The 17,470-nt window shown below is 63.6% G+C and carries 16 protein-coding genes; 9 read left to right on the plus strand and 7 right to left on the minus strand.

Going from position 1 to position 17,470, the window contains the following annotated elements; genetic code table 11:
- Positions 1-39: 39 nt before the first annotated feature.
- The 4 genes from bglX (at position 40) to IEC33019_RS12770 (ending at position 7,177) form a co-directional block, all read left to right on the plus strand.
- Positions 40-2,331, plus strand: a complete 2,292-nt coding sequence (gene bglX, locus IEC33019_RS12750; RefSeq protein WP_070093835.1) for a beta-glucosidase BglX — start codon at positions 40-42, stop codon at positions 2,329-2,331.
- Positions 2,332-2,508: 177 nt separating this feature from the next.
- Complete coding sequence (locus tag IEC33019_RS12760; protein ID WP_070093802.1) at positions 2,509-4,266, plus strand: ATP-binding protein; 1,758 nt, start codon at positions 2,509-2,511, stop codon at positions 4,264-4,266.
- The gene (locus IEC33019_RS12765; RefSeq protein ID WP_070093801.1) at positions 4,260-5,594 is read left to right on the plus strand and encodes a sigma-54-dependent transcriptional regulator; all 1,335 of its coding nucleotides are present in this window, start codon (positions 4,260-4,262) and stop codon (positions 5,592-5,594) included. The genes IEC33019_RS12760 and IEC33019_RS12765 overlap by 7 nt, the downstream gene beginning before the upstream one ends.
- Before the next feature lie 263 nt (positions 5,595-5,857).
- Positions 5,858-7,177, plus strand: coding sequence for an MFS transporter (locus IEC33019_RS12770; RefSeq protein WP_070093800.1), 1,320 nt, complete (start codon positions 5,858-5,860; stop codon positions 7,175-7,177).
- A 111-nt stretch (positions 7,178-7,288) separates the two neighbouring features.
- Here IEC33019_RS12770 and IEC33019_RS12775 read toward each other — a convergent pair whose 3' ends face one another.
- Positions 7,289-8,038, minus strand: a complete 750-nt coding sequence (locus IEC33019_RS12775) for a COG4705 family protein (RefSeq protein ID WP_070093799.1) — start codon at positions 8,036-8,038, stop codon at positions 7,289-7,291.
- Between the two features lie 331 nt (positions 8,039-8,369).
- Between IEC33019_RS12775 and IEC33019_RS12780 the strand changes: the two genes are divergently transcribed.
- Positions 8,370-8,696 carry a hypothetical protein gene (locus IEC33019_RS12780; RefSeq protein WP_070093798.1) on the plus strand — a complete coding sequence of 109 codons (327 nt, stop codon included), beginning with the start codon at positions 8,370-8,372 and terminating at the stop codon, positions 8,694-8,696.
- A gap of 118 nt (positions 8,697-8,814) precedes the next feature.
- On the plus strand, positions 8,815-9,420 hold the full coding sequence (locus IEC33019_RS12785) for a flavin reductase family protein (RefSeq protein WP_070093797.1): 606 nt from the start codon (positions 8,815-8,817) through the stop codon (positions 9,418-9,420).
- Here the strand turns inward: IEC33019_RS12785 and IEC33019_RS12790 are convergent, their stop codons facing one another.
- Entirely contained in the window at positions 9,421-9,654 is a 234-nt protein-coding gene (locus tag IEC33019_RS12790; protein ID WP_070093834.1) for a hypothetical protein, read from the minus strand.
- A 112-nt stretch (positions 9,655-9,766) separates the two neighbouring features.
- Positions 9,767-10,060, minus strand: coding sequence for a putative quinol monooxygenase (locus IEC33019_RS12795; protein ID WP_070093796.1), 294 nt, complete (start codon positions 10,058-10,060; stop codon positions 9,767-9,769).
- 201 nt (positions 10,061-10,261) lie between these two features.
- Here IEC33019_RS12795 and IEC33019_RS12800 point away from each other — a divergent pair, with 201 nt between their 5' ends.
- Positions 10,262-11,179 (plus strand): AraC family transcriptional regulator, encoded by a 918-nt coding sequence (locus tag IEC33019_RS12800; protein WP_070093795.1) that lies wholly within the window; start codon positions 10,262-10,264, stop codon positions 11,177-11,179.
- Positions 11,180-11,358: 179 nt separating this feature from the next.
- Here the strand turns inward: IEC33019_RS12800 and IEC33019_RS12805 are convergent, their stop codons facing one another.
- Positions 11,359-12,996, minus strand: a complete 1,638-nt coding sequence (locus tag IEC33019_RS12805; protein ID WP_070093794.1) for a 5-guanidino-2-oxopentanoate decarboxylase — start codon at positions 12,994-12,996, stop codon at positions 11,359-11,361.
- A 112-nt stretch (positions 12,997-13,108) separates the two neighbouring features.
- On the opposite strand from IEC33019_RS12805, the gene IEC33019_RS12810 reads away from it, so the two are divergent.
- Positions 13,109-14,017, plus strand: coding sequence for a LysR substrate-binding domain-containing protein (locus tag IEC33019_RS12810; protein WP_099593608.1), 909 nt, complete (start codon positions 13,109-13,111; stop codon positions 14,015-14,017).
- Here the strand turns inward: IEC33019_RS12810 and IEC33019_RS12815 are convergent.
- Together IEC33019_RS12815 and IEC33019_RS12820 are read right to left on the minus strand one after the other, a co-directional pair.
- Positions 13,988-14,602 carry an NAD(P)-dependent oxidoreductase gene (locus tag IEC33019_RS12815; RefSeq protein ID WP_070093792.1) on the minus strand — a complete coding sequence of 205 codons (615 nt, stop codon included), beginning with the start codon at positions 14,600-14,602 and terminating at the stop codon, positions 13,988-13,990. The genes IEC33019_RS12810 and IEC33019_RS12815 overlap by 30 nt on opposite strands.
- A 27-nt stretch (positions 14,603-14,629) precedes the next feature.
- Positions 14,630-15,505, minus strand: a complete 876-nt coding sequence (locus tag IEC33019_RS12820; protein WP_070093791.1) for an MBL fold metallo-hydrolase — start codon at positions 15,503-15,505, stop codon at positions 14,630-14,632.
- Between the two features lie 101 nt (positions 15,506-15,606).
- On the opposite strand from IEC33019_RS12820, the gene IEC33019_RS12825 reads away from it, so the two are divergent.
- Positions 15,607-16,512: a LysR family transcriptional regulator gene (locus IEC33019_RS12825; RefSeq protein WP_070093790.1), complete on the plus strand. Its 906-nt coding sequence runs from the start codon at positions 15,607-15,609 to the stop codon at positions 16,510-16,512.
- A 30-nt stretch (positions 16,513-16,542) separates the two neighbouring features.
- Here the strand turns inward: IEC33019_RS12825 and IEC33019_RS12830 are convergent, their stop codons facing one another.
- On the minus strand, positions 16,543-17,412 hold the full coding sequence (locus IEC33019_RS12830) for an isocitrate lyase/PEP mutase family protein (protein ID WP_070093789.1): 870 nt from the start codon (positions 17,410-17,412) through the stop codon (positions 16,543-16,545).
- Positions 17,413-17,470: the final 58 nt, after the last annotated feature.

Consider the following 17,470-nt stretch of genomic DNA (forward strand, 5'->3'; position numbering starts at 1 on the left):
ATCACCCTGGATACGGCACAGGCCACGACAATGGAATTCATGATGAAACTGTCTTTGCTGGGCCTGGCCATGGGCCTTGCCAGTCAGGCGGCACTGGCCGCCACTTCCGCACCGCCCCTGCAGGACAAGCAGGCCTTCATCGAGCACCTGATCGGCCAGATGACCGAAGCCGAGAAAATCGGCCAGTTGCGCCTGATCAGCATCGGCCCGGAAATGCCCCGCGAGAAGATCCGTGAGGAAATCGCCGCCGGACGTATCGGCGGTACCTTCAACTCGCGCACCGCTCCCGAGAACCGGCCGATGCAGGACGCCGCCATGCGCAGCCGCCTGAAGATCCCGATGTTCTTCGCCTACGACACCATCCATGGCGAGCGCACCATCTTCCCGATCGGCCTGGGCCTGGCCGCGACCTGGGACATGGACGCCGTGGCCAAGGTCGGCCGCACCTCGGCCATCGAAGCGGCCGCCGACTCCCTGGACATGACCTTCGGGCCGATGGTCGATATCGCCCGCGACCCACGTTGGGGTCGCACCAGCGAGGGCTTCGGCGAGGACACCTACCTCACCTCGAAGATCGGCCAGGTGATGGTCAAGGCGTTCCAGGGCACCAGCCCGGCCGAGCCCGACAGCATCATGGCCATCGTCAAGCACTTCGCCCTGTACGGCGCGGTGGAAGGCGGGCGCGACTACAACACGGTCGATATGAGCCTGCCGAAAATGTACAACGACTACCTGCCGCCCTACCGCGCCAGCCTGGACGCCGGCGCAGGTGGGGTAATGGTGGCGCTGAACTCGATCAATGGCGTGCCCGCCACCTCCAACACCTGGCTGATGAACGACCTGCTGCGCAAGGAGTGGGGCTTCAAAGGCGTGACCATCAGCGACCACGGCGCCATCCAGGAACTGATCCGTCACGGCGTCGCCCAGGACGGCCGCGAAGCCGCCAAGCTGGCGATCAAGGCCGGCATCGACATGAGCATGAACGACACCCTCTATGGCGAGGAACTGCCCGGCCTGCTCAAGTCCGGCGAAGTGACCCAGGCCGAGCTGAACCAGGCTGTGCGTGAGGTGCTCGGCGCCAAGTACGACATGGGCCTGTTCAAGGATCCTTACGTGCGTATCGGCAAGGCCGAGAACGACGTCAAGGACTACTATGCCGACAGCCGCCTGCACCGTGCGGCCGCCCGTGATGTGGCACGCCGCAGCCTGGTACTGCTGGAGAACCGCGAGCAGACCCTGCCGCTGAAGAAGGCCGGCACCATCGCCCTGGTCGGCCCCCTGGCCGACGCGCCGATCGACATGATGGGCAGTTGGGCCGCCGACGGGAAACCGGAGCACTCGGTGACCGTACGCGAAGGCCTGCGTCGCGCGCTCGAGGGCAAGGCCAAGCTGGTCTACGCCAAAGGCTCGAACGTCACCGGCGACAAGGCCATCTTCGACTACCTGAACTTCCTCAACTTCGCCGCTCCCGAGATCGTCGACGACCCGCGCCCGGCTGCCGTGCTGATCGACGAAGCGGTCAAGGCCGCCAAACAATCGGATGTGGTGGTGGCAGTGGTCGGCGAATCCCGCGGCATGTCCCACGAGTCCTCCAGCCGGACCACCCTGGAAATCCCGGCGGTGCAGCGAGACCTGATCAAGGCACTGAAGGCCACCGGCAAGCCGCTAGTGCTGGTGCTGATGAACGGCCGCCCACTGTCGCTGGCCTGGGAGCGTGAGCAGGCTGACGCGCTGCTGGAAACCTGGTTCAGCGGCACCGAAGGCGGCAACGCCATCGCCGATGTGTTGTTCGGCGACTACAACCCGTCCGGCAAGCTGGCCATCACCTTCCCGCGCTCGGTCGGGCAGATCCCGATGTACTACAACCACATGCGCATCGGCCGCCCCTACACCCCGGGCAAGCCAGGCAACTACACCTCGCAGTACTTCGAGGAACCCAACGGCCCGCTCTACCCGTTCGGCTATGGCCTGAGCTACAGCAGCTTCGAACTGTCCGGCCTGGCGCTGGGCAGCCAGCAGCTCAAGCGTGGGGGCACGTTGGAGGCCAAGGTGACAGTGAAGAACACCGGCAAGCGCGACGGCGAGACCGTGGTCCAGCTGTACGTGCAGGATGTCAGCGCTTCCATGAGCCGCCCGGTCAAGGAGCTGAAGAACTTCCAGAAACTGATGCTCAAGGCCGGCGAGTCGCGGACCTTGACCTTCCACATCAGCGAGGATGACCTGAAGTTCTACAATGGCCAGTTGCAGCGGGTTGCGGAGCCTGGGCAGTTCAATGTCCAGGTCGGCCTCGATTCCGAGGCGGTGCAGCAGCAGAGCTTCGAGTTGCTGTGACACAATCCGCCCACAGGGCTGTGCTCTGAGCGCAGCCCTGTGGGCGCGGGTTTGCCCGCGAATTCGTTGGTGAACCGACTGCCGTATTCGCGGGTAAACCCGCTCCCACTGGCCCCCGCAAAGAGGTCAGCCCGAACGTTGCGTACACACACCCAGCACAGGCCAAGGATCAGCCGCATGCTATTTTCCTTCCGAACCTTGCGCCTGGCCTTGATCATCCTGGTGATTGTCATCGGCACCGCGCTCAGCGCTGGCTGGGCGATGCACCAGGCCAAGCGCCAGTCGATGGAGACCGACGCGCGCCGGGCCAGCCAGCAACTGACCCTCTACGCCAATGCCCTGCACACCCTGATCGAGCGGTACCGAGCCCTGCCCGCGGTGCTGGCGCTGGACCCGGAACTGATCGCCGCGTTGCGTGGCCCGGTGACCGAACAGGTGCAGGACGCCCTGAACCACAAACTCGAACGCATCAACGGCGCCGCCAACTCCTCCACCCTGGAATTGCTCGATCGCACGGGCCTGGCCATCGCCGCCAGCAACTGGCGCCTGCCGACCACCTATGTCGGCTCAAACTACGGCTTTCGTCCCTATTTCAAGCAGACCCGCAGCCAGGGCAGCGGCCGCTTCTACGCGGTCGGCGTCACCAGTGGCGTACCAGGCTACTTCCTGGCCAACGCGGTCACCGACGAACAGGGGCGCTTCCTCGGTGCCATGGTGGTCAAGCTGGAGTTCCCCGAGCTTGAGCGCGAATGGCGCCAAGGCAGCGACATCCTGTTGGTCAGCGATGCCCGCGGTATCACCTTCATCGCCAACCAGGAAGGCTGGCGCTACCGCGAACTACAACCGATTTCTGCCGCCGACCGCGCCGACCTCGCCGAAACCCGCCAGTACGACAAACAGCCCTTGGTGCCCCTGCAGCATCAGGTACTGACCAACTTCGGCGCCAACAGCCACCTGAGCCGCGTGCAGGGCCCGGAGGGCAGCATCGACTACCTGTGGGAGAGTCTGCCGCTGGACGCAGAAGGCTGGACCTTGCACTTGCTGCGCAAGCCTCAGGTCAGTGCAGAGGGGCGCAACGCCGCCCTGACCGCCGCCGCGATCTGGCTGAGCCTGGTGTTCGCTGCGCTGTTCGTCAGCCAGCGCCTACGCCTGGCCCGCCTGCGCAAGCGCAGCCGCGATGAACTCAAGCGCCTGGTCGAAGAACGCACCCGCGAACTGCGCACCGCCCAGGAAGGCCTGGTGCAGTCGGCCAAGCTTGCGGCCCTGGGGCAGATGTCGGCAGCCCTGGCCCATGAAATCAACCAGCCCCTGACGACCCAGCGCATGCAGCTCGAAACCCTGCGCCTGCTGCTCGATCACGGCCGCTACGACGAGGCCCGCCAGGCCCTGGAACCGCTGGAGCAGATGCTCACGCGCATGGCGGCGTTGACCGGCCACCTCAAGACGTTTGCCCGCAACAGCCCCGGCGGGCTGCGCGAACGCCTGGACCTGGCCACCGTGGTCGACCAGGCCTTGCACCTGCTCGATGCCCGCATCCGTGGCGAAGGCGTCGAAGTGGCGCTGTACCTGGCGCGGCCAGCGTGGGTCCGTGGCGATGCGATCCGCCTTGAGCAAGTGCTGATCAACCTGTTGCGCAATGCTCTCGACGCCATGGTCGACAAGCGCTACAAACGCCTGGAAATCCGTATCGAGGCCGATGATGGCCACTGGCGCCTGAGCGTGCTCGACTCCGGTGGCGGCATCCCCCAGGCGGACCTGGCCCGGGTTTTCGATCCGTTCTTCACCACCAAACCCGTGGGTGAAGGGCTCGGCCTGGGCTTGGCGATCTCCTATGGCATCGTCCACGAAGCCGGTGGCCAGTTGCAGGCCGAGAACCTGCCCGGTGGCGCCCGACTAAGCCTTACCCTGCCCCGCGACTTGGAGCCTGTATGTTGAACTCGGTGATCGTCGTCGACGACGAAGCCAGCATCCGCACTGCCGTGGAACAATGGCTGAGCCTGTCGGGCTTCAGCGTGCAACTGTTCACCCGCGCCGAAGAGTGCCTGGCCCAGTTACCTGAACACTTCCCCGGCGTAGTCATCAGCGACGTGCGCATGCCTGGCATGGATGGTTTGCAACTGCTCGAACGCCTGCAGGTGCTGGACCCCGACCTGCCGGTGATCCTGCTTACCGGCCATGGCGATGTCCCCATGGCGGTCGAGGCCATGCGCAATGGCGCCTATGACTTCCTGGAAAAACCCTTCACGCCGCAGACCTTGCTCAGCAGCCTGCGCCGCGCCTTGGAGAAACGCCAGTTGGTGCTGGAGAACCGCCGGCTGCACCAGCAGGCCGATCTCAAGGCGCGTCTGGAAAACACCCTGCTGGGCATGTCCCAAGGTTTGCAGAGCCTGCGCCGGCAGGTGCTGGACCTGGCCGGCCTGCCGGTCAACGTGTTGATCCGCGGCGAAACCGGCAGCGGCAAGGAGCGCGTGGCCCGCTGTCTGCACGATTTCGGCCCACGTGCCGACAAGCCCTTCGTCGCCCTCAACTGCGCGGCGATCCCCGAGGCGCTGTTCGAGGCGGAGCTGTTCGGCCACGAGAGCGGCGCTTTCACCGGTGCCCAGGGCAAACGCATCGGCAAACTGGAATATGCCAATGGCGGCACGGTGTTTCTCGATGAGATCGAGAGCATGCCCCTGGCCCAGCAAGCCAAGCTGCTGCGGGTGATCCAGGAGCAGAAACTGGAGCGCCTGGGCGCCAACCAGAGCATCAGCGTCGATCTGCGCATCATCGCCGCCACCAAACCCGACCTGCTCGAAGAAGCACGCGCAGGACGCTTTCGCGAAGACCTGGCCTACCGCCTGAACGTCGCCGAACTGCGCCTGGCGCCATTGCGCGAGCGCCGCGAGGACATCCCGCTGCTGTTCGAGCACTTTGCCCGCGCCGCCGCCGAGCGCCTGGGCCGTACGGCCCCACCGGTGAGCGGAGGGCAGTTGGCGCAACTGCTGGCCCACGACTGGCCAGGCAATGTGCGCGAACTGGCCAATGCTGCCGAGCGCCACGCCCTAGGCCTGGGCGCGCCGCGTGGCGAAGCCAACGCCGCAGGGCAATCCCTCGCCGGGCAGATGGAAGCGTTCGAGGCTCAATGCCTGCGCGCCGCGCTGCGTCAGTACAAGGGTGAGATCAAAGCGGTGATGGAGGCCTTGCAACTGCCCAGGCGTACGCTCAACGAAAAGATGCAACGCCACGGGCTGGCTAGAGAGGATTTTCTCGATCGCGAATAAGCGGATTTTTGCCTAGCCATTTTTCGCGATGAGCAAGAATCCGCTTACTTCTACCGGAGATGGGACTGCTGCGCAGCCCATCGCGGGGTGAGCCCGCTTCCACAAGCCAGCGTGACAGCCTTTGAATCCGGGGGGTGTGGGCTTGGCGTGCGCTCTGATGGGGCATTCGGGGCATTCGGTGCACACCTTTGGCATAGCTTCTGCAAAACCCTTCTCAAGCGCTTGACGCGCGCTCCACAAAAACAACGAGAAGGTATCCCCTGATGGATAACGCCAGCACCCTGCCCACCGGGGCGGCCATTGCGCCCGCCACGGAAAAAACCACCGCAAGCCGCCTCAAATCGATTTTCAGTGGCTCCATCGGCAACATGGTCGAATGGTACGACTGGTACGTCTATGCGGCATTCTCGCTGTACTTCGCCAAGGCCTTCTTCCCGGCCGGCGACACCACCGCACAATTGCTCAACACCGCCGCGATCTTCGCCGTAGGCTTTCTGATGCGCCCGATCGGCGGCTGGCTGATGGGCCTGTACGCCGACCGCAAGGGCCGCAAGGCCGCCCTGATGGCCTCGGTCCTGCTGATGTGCGCAGGCTCCCTGGTCATCGCACTGACCCCCGGCTACGAAACCATCGGCGTCGCCGCACCGATCCTGCTGGTCCTGGCGCGCCTGATGCAGGGCCTGTCGGTAGGCGGTGAGTATGGCACCTCGGCCACTTACCTCAGCGAGATGGCCAGCAAGGACCGCCGCGGCTTCTTCTCCAGCTTCCAGTACGTGACCTTGATCTCTGGCCAGCTCATTGCCCTGGCAGTGCTGATCATCCTGCAACAGACGCTCACCACCGAGCAGCTGTACGCCTGGGGCTGGCGCGTACCCTTCGTGATCGGCGCGCTGTGCGCAGTCGTCGCGCTGTACCTGCGCCGTGGCATGGAGGAGACCAGCTCCTTCACCAAGAAGGAAAAGTCCAAGGAAAGCCTGATGCGCACCCTGCTGCGCCATCCCAAGGAACTGCTCACCGTGGTCGGCCTGACCATGGGTGGCACCCTGGCCTTCTACACCTACACCACCTATATGCAGAAGTACCTGGTCAACACCGTGGGCATGAGCATCAGCGACTCGACCACCATCTCGGCGGCCACCCTGTTCCTGTTCATGTGCCTGCAACCGGTGATCGGTGGCCTCTCCGACAAGATCGGCCGTCGTCCGATCCTGATCGCCTTCGGCGTGCTCGGCACCCTGTTCACCGTACCGATCCTCAGCACCCTGCACACCGTGCAGACCTGGTGGGGCGCCTTCTTCCTGATCATGGCGGCGCTGATCATCGTCAGCGGCTACACCTCGATCAACGCCGTGGTCAAAGCCGAGCTGTTCCCCACCGAGATCCGCGCCCTGGGCGTCGGCCTGCCCTACGCGCTGACCGTCTCGATCTTCGGCGGCACCGCCGAGTACGTGGCACTGTGGTTCAAGAGCAACGGCATGGAAACCGGCTTCTACTGGTACGTCACCGGCTGCATCGCCTGCTCGCTGCTGGTCTATGCGACCATGAAGGACACCGCCAAGCACTCGCGGATCACCACCGACTGATCCTGCTCACGCGGTAACTGAAAAGGGGCGCTCCGCTTGACGGAGCGCCCCTTTTTCATGCTTCGGATAGCCGTTAGCCGAGTACTACGCAAGCCCTGCCGGTGACAGCCTTCAAGAAGCCTCCAACGCCGGGCGAGGCTCACGGTTGTAAAGCGACGCCATGAGGATCAGCACCAGCAAGACCCCTCCCAGCACCGCCGAAGAGCCCACCGTGCCGAAGTCCATCCCGCCTTTCTCGTGCGGTTTGGTCAGGAAGTCGCCCAAGGTCGCGCCGAATGGACGGGTCAGGACGAACGCGACCCAGAACAGCACCACGCCTGGGATACGGGTCCAGTAGCGCGCCAGCACCACCAGGGCGATGGTGCTGCCGATCAGCAGCGCGCCGCCGGCGAAACCGAGGCCCGAGTCGTCCGCCAGGAAATCGCCCAGCGCGGTGCCAAGGGTGTTGGAAAACAGGATCGCCACCCAGTAGAACAGCTCGCCGCCGCGATGCTTGATGCGTGTGACGTCCAAGGGATTTCCGCTCAGGCGCCAGAGGGCGAACGTCAGCAGCAAGATGCCGATCAGGATGGCCGAACCTGCGGCATAGCCCAGGCCCAGGGTGCGGTCCATGAAGTCGGACATCGTGGTGCCCGCGGTACTGGTGGACAAGATGACCAGCCAGTACAGCCAGGGGTTGTAGCGACGGGAGTAAAGCTGGGTGACCAGTGTCACCAGGAACACGCTGATCAACAGCAGCGAGCTCATGGCATAGCCGATGTTGAGGGTCATCGACAACAAGTCGCCCGCCGTCTCGCCCAAGGTCGTAGCGCAGATCTTCATGACCCAGAAGGCCAAGGTGATTTGCGGAAGTTTATTCATTGTTTGCCGCTCCAGGATTGAGTGGGCGCGATGCTGAGCGAGCGTCTTTGAAAAAACGGTTGGGGATGCATGAAAAAAGCGTTCGTTCATCGAAGGTTTCATTTAACTCGGGATTAATGCCCTACCCGCATCCTTGAACCGTGGAGATGCCGCCGCCCTCCACGCCTCTATCACAAGACCCTCTGCAGCGTTCAACAGCAAAACGCGCACCCATACACATCTATTAATTCGATTTATATACGTTATTTTTTGCGCTTTTCAATCAAATTAATCGGCGTAGCATTGAACCCATAGAAACAAACAACCCGTGAAACACACTGGAGCAACGACCATGAAAAGCAAACTGATCCTGACCCTGGCTCTGTCGGCACTGGCTACCGGTGCATTCGCCGAAGATGGTTTCGACCGGACCAGCGCCCACAGCTTCGCCGCCGCCCAGACTCAATCGGCGTCCTACGCAGAAGATGGTTACGACCGCACTGGCGCACAACGCTTCGCCGAAGATGGCTACGACCGCACTGGTGCACAACGCTTCGCCGAAGATGGCTACGACCGCACTGGCGCACAACGCTTCGCCGAAGATGGCTACGACCGCACTGGCGCACAACGCTTCGCCGAAGATGGCTTTGACCGCACCAACGCCCACCGCATCAGCTGATCCGATGCGAGCGCACCAGCCCGGCTACGGCCGGGCTTGATCATTTCCAGCGGGCTGAAGCCTTGGCACACTACGCACCTCGTCCACAACAAGGAAAAGGCCTACTGGCCTTGCGCAGATGTACTACTACGAACCCGCCAAAGGCCATGGCCTGCCCCATGACCCGTTCAATGCCATCGTTGGCCCCCGCCCTATCGGCTGGATCTCTTCCCAGGACGTGCAAGGTCGCCTCAATCTTGCGCCCTACAGCTTCTTCAACGCCTTCAACTACATCCCGCCGATCATCGGCTTCTGCAGCGTCGGGCGTAAAGACAGCTTGAACAACATCGAACAGACCGGTGAGTTCGTCTGGAACCTGGCCACCCGAACGCTGGCCGAACCGATGAACCAAAGCTGCGCCGCAGTGGCGGCGGATGTCGATGAGTTCGAACTGAGCGGCCTGACTCCGGCGCCATCACGCATCGTCGGCGTCCCTCGGGTGGGCGAAAGCCCGGTGGCCTTCGAATGCAAGGTGAGCCAGATCGTGCAACTCAAGCGCGCCGATCAGGCACTGGTGCCCAGTTGGCTGATCCTGGGTGAAGTCGTGGCCGTGCACATTGCCGAACATCTGCTCAAGGACGGCATCTATGATACCGCCGCCGCCGAGCCTATCCTGCGTGGAGGAGGCCCGGCGGACTACTTCGAGCTGGGCAACCTGTTCAAGATGGCCCGCCCGCAGGTCTGATCAAAAGATCAGTTCGCCTTCCTCGCCTACCCCTTGCAGGCGTGCGAGTTCGGCACTGGCGGCCTCATCGGCCGCTACCGCACTTTTGAACACCTGGCCATCGAGTACTTTGTGAAAGCGCGGCGCGCCCCCCATACCCAGGGCTTTAACGGCGATCGCCGCGTTGTAACCGCCGCCTTCCACCGGGACCATTGCCGAAACCGCTTCGAAGTGGGGGAATTCTCTACGTGCCATGCTGCAAATCCGCATCCGAAAAATCGAGGGTCGCCATTCTACCCCTCAATGGCGGATGAAGCTTACGCCTCTGTAGAACCGCGAATAGGCTCATACCGACGGTCAATGGCCATCAGGCAAACGTATGCAGATCCAGGCTGCTCACCACCTGCGTCTGTACCAGCTCGCCGAAGACCTCGAGGGTCGGGGAGGCAAAGTAGCCGCTCATGGCCTGCTGGTCGCGCCAACTGCCGCTGAGCAGCCACAGGTCATCGTCGGCCTGGGACCGCTGAATGGTGAAACTCAGGCAACCCGGCGTACGCAGCGAAGGTTCCAGCAGGTCGCGCAGACGCGCGCCCAGTTCCGCCGAACGACCGCTGCTAGCCCGGATGAAAGCCAGGTGAGTGACCGGTTGTGGCTGGGTCATGAAGGATCTCCTTGAAGCAGGCGGACGGAAAAACCAGGCTGCCAAGGTTAGTGCCCCGCCCCTGCGCGACGTTAGGTCATTACTGCCGGTCGATTGCCTGATCCTGCCGCGCTGCAGGATCAGGCAATCGACCGGCAGCTTTCGACTAGCGCCTGTCATTGCCCAAACCTATGCTGCGTCGGTCAGTAGAGGATAACCGCCATGCCCGCAACGCCCTTGGAACCCACGCTCGAAGCCCAGCGTCAGGAGCTGGCCGACCTGATCCGCCGTCATGTCGGCGAGCCCTCGGGGACGGTATCCGCCATCGATGACCTGTATCTGGTCAGCTACCGCGAAACCCTGCGCTCGATGCCCGCTCTGGCACAACCAGCCCTGTGCATCCTGGCCCAAGGCAGCAAGACCTTGTTTCTCGGCGATGAACGCTACGCCTATGACCCGCTGCATTACATGGTGGTGTCAGTGACGTTGCCGATCAGCGGCGCGCTGCTCGAAGCCAGCCCCGAGAATCCGAGCCTAGGCCTTCGCATGGACATCGATCCGGCGCAGATCAGTCAGTTGATCGCCGAAAGCGGCCCGATGATGGTGCCCAACCTGCCATCCGGTCGGGGCCTGTACGTGGAAAGAAGCGATCCGCAGTTGCTCGATGCCTTGCTGCGCCTGCTGCGATTGCTCGATTCGCCACGGGACATCCCGGTGTTGGCGCCGCTGATTCGCCGCGAGATTCTCTACCGGTTGCTGCGCGGCCCCCAAGGCCATCGCCTGTATGAAATCGCCTTGGCCAACAGCCAGACCCATCGCGTCTGCCAGGCCATCACCTGGCTCAATCGTCACTACCAGCAGCCGCTGCGCATCGAGGACTTGGCGCGGGAAGTGAACCTCAGCACCTCGACCTTGCACCACAGGTTCAAGGCCGTGACCTCGATGAGCCCCTTGCAGTACCAGAAGCAGTTGCGCCTGCAGGAGGCGCGACGACTGATGCTCAACGATGGGCTGGAGGCGGCGGTGGCAGGGTATCGAGTGGGCTATGAAAGCCCCTCGCAGTTCAGCCGTGAATACAGCCGGCTATACGGCGCACCACCGATTCGGGATGTGGCGCGGCTGCGGGCCAACGCCAGCTGACCGCTGGCACAAGGAAGGCCGCGCAGTATATGTAGGAGCGGGCTTGCCCCTCGATCGGCTGCAAGGCAGCCGCAAGCCCGACGAGCAGGTGTGTCCGATCCCGATGTATCGGGGCGGCAGCTTTACGACCGCTTCGCAGCCGATCGCGGCACAAGGCCGCTCCTACAGGGACCGCGATGTCAACCCACCACTGTGGCTTGCCACTGCGCCTGATCGACCTGGATCAAGGTCGGCCCTTTGCGCTCGACCGCGGCCTGCAACGCCGCCTGCAGTTGCGCTACGTCTCCTACATTGCAGGCCTGTGCGCCGAGCGCCTGGGCCACGCCGATGAAGTCCGGCGTATGGATATCCACGCCTACCGGCTCGATGGCCCGGTTGACCATGTACTTCTTGATTTCCTCGTACCCCTGGTTGTTCCACAGCAGCACGATCAACGGCACCTGGGCCTCCACCGCGCTGGCGAGCTCCGGCAAGGTGAACTGCAGGCCGCCATCGCCGATCAGGCAAACCGCAGGCGAACGATCCGCGGCACGTTCGGCGCTGCCGAGCCAGGCGCCCATGGCGGCCGGCAAGGCATAGCCCAGGGTGCCGTAGCCGGTCGAGGCGTTGAACCAACGCCGTGGCTGGGGCATATCCAGGGTCAAGTTGCCGGTGTACACCGGCTGGGTCGAGTCGCCGACCAGAATGGCCGTTGGCAGGGCTTCGAGAATGCTCGTGAGCAAGCGCGTCTGGCTCAGGGTCGGCTGGTCCCAGGTACTGGCCAGATCCTTGCGCAGACGCTCTGCGCGGGCACTGCCCCAGGTTGCATCCGGCGCCGGTCGAGGCAGTGCCTGCAAGGCTGCCAACAGGGCTTCGGCGGCTTGTTCGGCATCGGCGACCAGCGCCAGCTCCGGCAGGTAATTGCGCACGGTCTGGTCAGGGTCGATGTCGATGCGCAGCAAGCTGCCAGGGATTTCGAAGCCGCCCTTGAACGTCACGTCATAGTCGGTTTCGGCCAGCTCGGTGCCGATGGCCAGCACCACATCGGCCTCAGCCACCAAGGCGCGCGTTGCCACCAGCGATTGGGTAGAACCGATCTGCAACGGATGGGTGGCCGGCAATAGGCCCTTGGCATTGATGGTCAGGGCCACCGGCGCCTGGAGGTGCTCGGCAAGCTCTGCCAGTACAGCCCCCGCCGCCAGCGCACCGCCACCGGCCAGGATCAGCGGACGCTGGGCCTTGGCCAGGCGCTCAGCCATCAGCGCCACGGTCCGGGGCGCAGCCCCTGCACGAGCAGTGCGTATAGGGCGCGCTGGCAACAGGTGGTCGGCGGGCTCGACCAGCACGTCCAGAGGGATCTCGATATGCACAGGCCGTGGACGTGCACCATCGAACACCGCGAAGGCGCGCGCCAGCACCTGGGGCAGGTCGTCAGCACTCATCAGCGTATGGGAAAACGCCGCCACACCGGCAACCAGCGCGCCCTGGTTGGGCAGCTCATGGAGCTTGCCGCGGCCACCGCCGAGCTGGTCGCGGGACTGCACACTGGAGATCACCAGCATCGGAATCGAGTCGGCGTAGGCCTGGCCCATGGCCGTGGTGATGTTGGTCATGCCCGGGCCAGTGATGATGAAGCACACCCCGGGTTTGCCGCGGGTGCGGGCATAGCCGTCAGCCATGAACCCGGCGCCCTGCTCGTGGCGGGGCGTGATGTGGCGAATGGAGGAGCTCGCAAGCCCCCGGTAGAGCTCCACGGTATGCACGCCCGGAATCCCGAAGACATGGTCCACGCCATAGCCTTCGAGGAGATTGACCAATACTTCGCCGCAGGTTGCCATAGGATTTACCCTGGTTCTTGTTGAAATCTGTGTTTATGGAACCAAGGCGCGGCTATCGCCACAATGCAAAAAAACACATACTAGCCATGTCTCAGGATCATGGCTCACATCGATGAAACGCCTCCCGCCCCTACCCGCGCTGTACACCTTCCTGATCACCGCTCAGCACTGCAACTTCACCCGTGCGGCCCAGCAGTTGCACATCACGCAAGGTGCGGTCAGCCGACAGATCGCCGGGCTCGAGGAGCACCTGGGTTACGTGCTGTTCCAGCGCCAGGCGCGTGGCCTGAGCCTGACCCGCGAAGGCCAGGACTGGCTACTGCGGGTACAGCAGATTTTCACCCTGATCGAACAGGGCGTACGCGAAGTCGGCCGCCACAGCGCCACGCTCCAGCTCAAGGCACCCACTTGCGTCATGCGCTGGCTGCTGCCGCGCCTGATGGAATGGCAGGCGCTGCGCCCGGACGTGCCGGTGGAACTGACCACCACGGTGCAGCACGGCGTGGATTTTCGACGCGAAGGCTTCGACGCTGCCGTGGTATATGGTGCGCAACCCAATGGGGGCTTGCAGGTGCGCAAGTTGTTCGATGAGCAATTGACGCCGGTGTGTGCGCCCTCCCTGCTCGAAGGGCCGCTGCCGCTGGCGCGTCTGGAGGACCTGTCCCGTCATATGCTGCTGCACCCCTCGCGAGATGAGCACGACTGGCGACTGTGGTTGCAGGCGGCGGGTGCCAGCGTCGAGCTCAATGGACCGCGCCAGCATTTCGAGACACTGGACATGGCGATGGCCATGGCCTCCCAAGGCACGGGGGTGGCGATCGGCGATTGGGCTCTGGTCGGCGATGATCTACGCAGCGGCAGGTTGTGCATGCCGTTCGGGCTGAAGGTGCTCACGGGCAAAGGCTATTACCTGGTAAGCCCTGCCCGGAGCATGCCGGCGGGGTTGGTTGAATTGCTGGACTGGCTCGAAGCGCGGGCCAGGCCAGCCGGCTCAATAACCCACAGTGAAACGCGCCCGTGAATGGGCCGGATTCTCCAGCTCATCGATCATCGCGATGGCATAGTCGGCGAAAGTGATCCAGCTCCTGCCATCGGCGCCGATCAGCAGGTCATCCTTGCCAAGGCGATACTGCCCACTGCGCGCACCTTCGACGAACTCGGCCGATGGCGAGAGGAAGGTCCACTCCAGACCCGACGTCTGGCGCAAGGCGTCGAGAAAACGCACACCGGCACTGGCTTCGGCCTTGTAGGCCTCAGGGAAATCCGGGCTGTCGATGACGCGCTGCCCAGACGGCAGCAGCAGGCTACCTGCCCCGCCCACCACCAGTAAGCGAGCAACGCCTGCGGCCTTGACCGGCTCGATGATCGCTTCAGGTTCGATCGTCGCGAAATGCGCCGCGCTCATGACCGCATCCGCCCCAGCCAGGGCGGCCTTCAGGGCGGCACTGTCCTTGGCATCCAGCGCTTTGGTCGTCACCCCTTCGCGCCCGTTCAGCTTGGATGGATTACGGGCGATGGCCACGACCTGATGGCCCCGGCGCAGGGCCTCTTCCAGCAACTGGCTACCGGCACGGCCGGTGGCCCCAATGATTGCGATCTTGCTCATGGGAGACACTCCATCAGTTGAAAAGAATTACCACTGCATTTCGCCCTTGGCGACCTTGGCGCTGAGCTCCAGCGAACTGGCGTCGCCCAGCTGTGGATAGCGCTGCTCCATCGCCTTGATCAACGCATCCGAATGGGCGGCCTTGGCCGCCTCGGCATCGAAGGCGCGGATGTAACCGGCGGTGAAACGCACAGCGTCCAGCGAGCGGCTGCTCTGCCCCAGGTAGTGGCCAGGGATCACCGTACGCGGGGCGAGTCGCTCGATGCGCTCGAGGGTTGCGAGCCAATCGGCATGGGACTGGGCGGTCTGGGTGTCGGCCATCCAGACATGAATGTGCTCGGCCACGATCACACCACCGACCACAGCCTTGATCGACGGAATCCACACGAAGCTGCGGTCTGGCTGGGGCCCATCGAGACCGACGACTTCCAGCGCCTGCCCTTCCAACTCCAGGCGATCACCCACCAGGACCTGCGGCACGACCAGTTTCTCGGGCTTGTCGCTGCCCATTTTCGGGCCCCAATAGTCCAGCTTGGCGTCCATGGTCTTGCGGATATGCGCCACGGTGGCGGCCGAGGCGAGCACTTGGGCTTTGGGAAACGCACGGGTCAGGGTATCCAGACCAAAGTAATAGTCTGGATCGCCATGGCTGATATAAATGGTGGTCAGTCGCTTGCCGCCTGCCTTCAAGCGCTGGACCACCTGCTCGGCCTGGGCCTTGCCGAACTGGGCATCGACCAGGATGGCATCGTGTTCGCCACTGACGATCACCGAACTGACCGGAAAGATCGCATCATGGCCAGGGTTGTACACCTCAAGGTGAAGGGGCTCGGCGGCCAGCGCCTGGCCGGCCAGGGCAAGACTGGCCAATACCAGGCTGCGCAGGGTAGTGATGAGCGACATCGGACATTCCTAGATGGGAGATTGAGCAACAGCATAGTTGCCCAATCCATCACAAAAAATGCGATGCTCAGACATAGTTTGTTTCTGAAATCGGGCAAATCATGGACCGTCTCAACGCCATGCGCGTCTTCGTTACGGTGGTCGATCTGGGTAGCCAGTCAGCCGCCGCGGATCATCTGCAACTCTCGCGACCGGTGGTGTCGCGCTATCTGGCAGAGCTGGAGGACTGGGTCGGCGCACGCCTGATGCAGCGCACCACGCGCAAGCTCAGCCTGACGGCCGCTGGCCAGGAAACCTTGCCGCGCTGCCGCCAATTGCTGGAGCTGGCCGGCGATCTGCAGGCCGCGGTACGCCAACCAGACGACGCCCCACGCGGCGAGCTGCGCATCAGCGTCAGCACCTCGTTCGGCCAAGCCCAGTTGGTGGACGCGGTGGCCGAGTATGTGCGGCGTTATCCAGGGGTGAAGGTTGAACTGCAGATGCTCGATCGCACGGTCAACCTGGTGGATGAACGCATCGACCTGGCGATTCGCACCAGCAATGACCTGGACCCGAACCTGATCGCCCGTCGCCTGACCGTGTGCCGCTCAGTCGTCTGCGCCGCGCCAGCGTATTTGGCCGAACATGGCGCACCCCGGCAGGTCGAGGAACTGGGCCAGCACAACTGCCTGACCCACGCCTACTTCGGGCATAGCCTGTGGCAATTCGAGGTGGAGGGCCGACACGTGGCTGTGCCGGTGCAAGGCAACATCAGCGCCAACGAAGCCATGACCTTGCAGAAGGCCGCGCTGGCCGGTGCCGGCATCGCCATGCTGCCGACCTATCAGGTGGCGAGTGCGTTACGCAGTGGAGAACTGGTGCGCCTGCTGCCCGAGGCGCGACCGCGCGAGTTGAGCCTGAATGCGGTGTACACCTCGCGCAAGCACATGCCGGCAACCCTGCGCAGCATGCTGGATTTTCTCGCGCAGCGGTTTACCGATGAGCCGCAGTGGGATAAAGACCTCTGACCGCAGGCCCGTTCCCACCATCAGATCACGTTACTCTTCGACGCTCATGTATTCCTTGGCCCAGCGGATGTAATCCTCAGGCTGGGTGTAGGTGTGCGAGAGCTCGGTCGCGTTGAGGCTGTCGGACTTGTTCTGCTGCCCACGCTGCAGGCGCAGACAGTCATAGGTGGCTTTGATGGCGGCGAAATAGGCAGCATGACCATCGACCACGATGCGCACCCCCAGGCTCGCCAGGCGCGCATCGTCACGCAGGTTCGGATTGCCGTAGCTGACCAGCATCAGCGGCACCGTCAGGTGCTCGGCGATCTGCTCCAACTGCTCGAAATCCTTGACCCCGACCATGCAAATGCCATCGGCACCGGCCTTCTGGTAGCTCTGGGTGCGATGAATGATTTCCTCGGTCGTCAGCACGCCGGCGTTGGTCCGGGCAATGATCGACAGTGCCGAATCGACCCGCGCCTCGATGGCCGCTCGGATCTTGCCCACGCCCTCTTCGACCGGAATCAGATCAGTGGACTTGCGACCGAACTGGGCCGGCAGCAGGGTGTCCTCGATGGTCAACGCAGCGACACCGGCGCGCTCCAGCTCGATCACCGTGCGCATGACATTGAGCGCGTTGCCGTAGCCATGGTCGGCATCGGCGATCACCGGCAACTGTGCGACACGGCCGATGCGAGTGGCCTGCTCGACGAACTCGCTCAGGGTGATCAGGGCGAAGTCAGGGGCGGCGAGCACCTGCAGCGAGGCCACCGAGCCACCGAGGATACCGACCTCGAAACCCAGGTCAGCGGCGATGCGGGCCGACATGGGGTCGAACACCGATGCGGTGTGAAAGCACGAACCGGACGCAAGCAGTTCACGGAAAGCAAAACGCAGATCGTGGTGGGAAGCCTTGGGCATGATCACTCCGCAATAACAGGAAATTTGAACGGGCTGACTACCGACCCTTGAATCGGGT

The organism is Pseudomonas putida (genome assembly GCF_002741075.1).
GTDB classification, from domain to species: Bacteria; Pseudomonadota; Gammaproteobacteria; order Pseudomonadales; family Pseudomonadaceae; genus Aquipseudomonas; species Aquipseudomonas putida_T.

Excerpts from the sequence above, each read along its gene's own strand:
- IEC33019_RS12780 (WP_070093798.1), top strand. The coding sequence starts at position 8,370 with ATGAAAAGCAAACTGATCCTGACCCTGGCTCTGTCGGCACTGGCTACC.
- IEC33019_RS12800 (WP_070093795.1), top strand. The coding sequence starts at position 10,262 with ATGCCCGCAACGCCCTTGGAACCCACGCTCGAAGCCCAGCGTCAGGAG.
- IEC33019_RS12820 (WP_070093791.1), bottom strand. The coding sequence starts at position 15,505 with ATGTCGCTCATCACTACCCTGCGCAGCCTGGTATTGGCCAGTCTTGCC.
- IEC33019_RS12795 (WP_070093796.1), bottom strand. The coding sequence starts at position 10,060 with ATGACCCAGCCACAACCGGTCACTCACCTGGCTTTCATCCGGGCTAGC.
- IEC33019_RS12825 (WP_070093790.1), top strand. The coding sequence starts at position 15,607 with ATGGACCGTCTCAACGCCATGCGCGTCTTCGTTACGGTGGTCGATCTG.
- IEC33019_RS12760 (WP_070093802.1), top strand. The coding sequence starts at position 2,509 with ATGCTATTTTCCTTCCGAACCTTGCGCCTGGCCTTGATCATCCTGGTG.
- IEC33019_RS12805 (WP_070093794.1), bottom strand. The coding sequence starts at position 12,996 with ATGGCAACCTGCGGCGAAGTATTGGTCAATCTCCTCGAAGGCTATGGC.
- IEC33019_RS12775 (WP_070093799.1), bottom strand. The coding sequence starts at position 8,038 with ATGAATAAACTTCCGCAAATCACCTTGGCCTTCTGGGTCATGAAGATC.
- IEC33019_RS12785 (WP_070093797.1), top strand. The coding sequence starts at position 8,815 with ATGTACTACTACGAACCCGCCAAAGGCCATGGCCTGCCCCATGACCCG.
- IEC33019_RS12790 (WP_070093834.1), bottom strand. The coding sequence starts at position 9,654 with ATGGCACGTAGAGAATTCCCCCACTTCGAAGCGGTTTCGGCAATGGTC.
- IEC33019_RS12770 (WP_070093800.1), top strand. The coding sequence starts at position 5,858 with ATGGATAACGCCAGCACCCTGCCCACCGGGGCGGCCATTGCGCCCGCC.
- IEC33019_RS12815 (WP_070093792.1), bottom strand. The coding sequence starts at position 14,602 with ATGAGCAAGATCGCAATCATTGGGGCCACCGGCCGTGCCGGTAGCCAG.
- IEC33019_RS12810 (WP_099593608.1), top strand. The coding sequence starts at position 13,109 with ATGAAACGCCTCCCGCCCCTACCCGCGCTGTACACCTTCCTGATCACC.
- bglX (WP_070093835.1), top strand. The coding sequence starts at position 40 with ATGATGAAACTGTCTTTGCTGGGCCTGGCCATGGGCCTTGCCAGTCAG.
- IEC33019_RS12830 (WP_070093789.1), bottom strand. The coding sequence starts at position 17,412 with ATGCCCAAGGCTTCCCACCACGATCTGCGTTTTGCTTTCCGTGAACTG.
- IEC33019_RS12765 (WP_070093801.1), top strand. The coding sequence starts at position 4,260 with ATGTTGAACTCGGTGATCGTCGTCGACGACGAAGCCAGCATCCGCACT.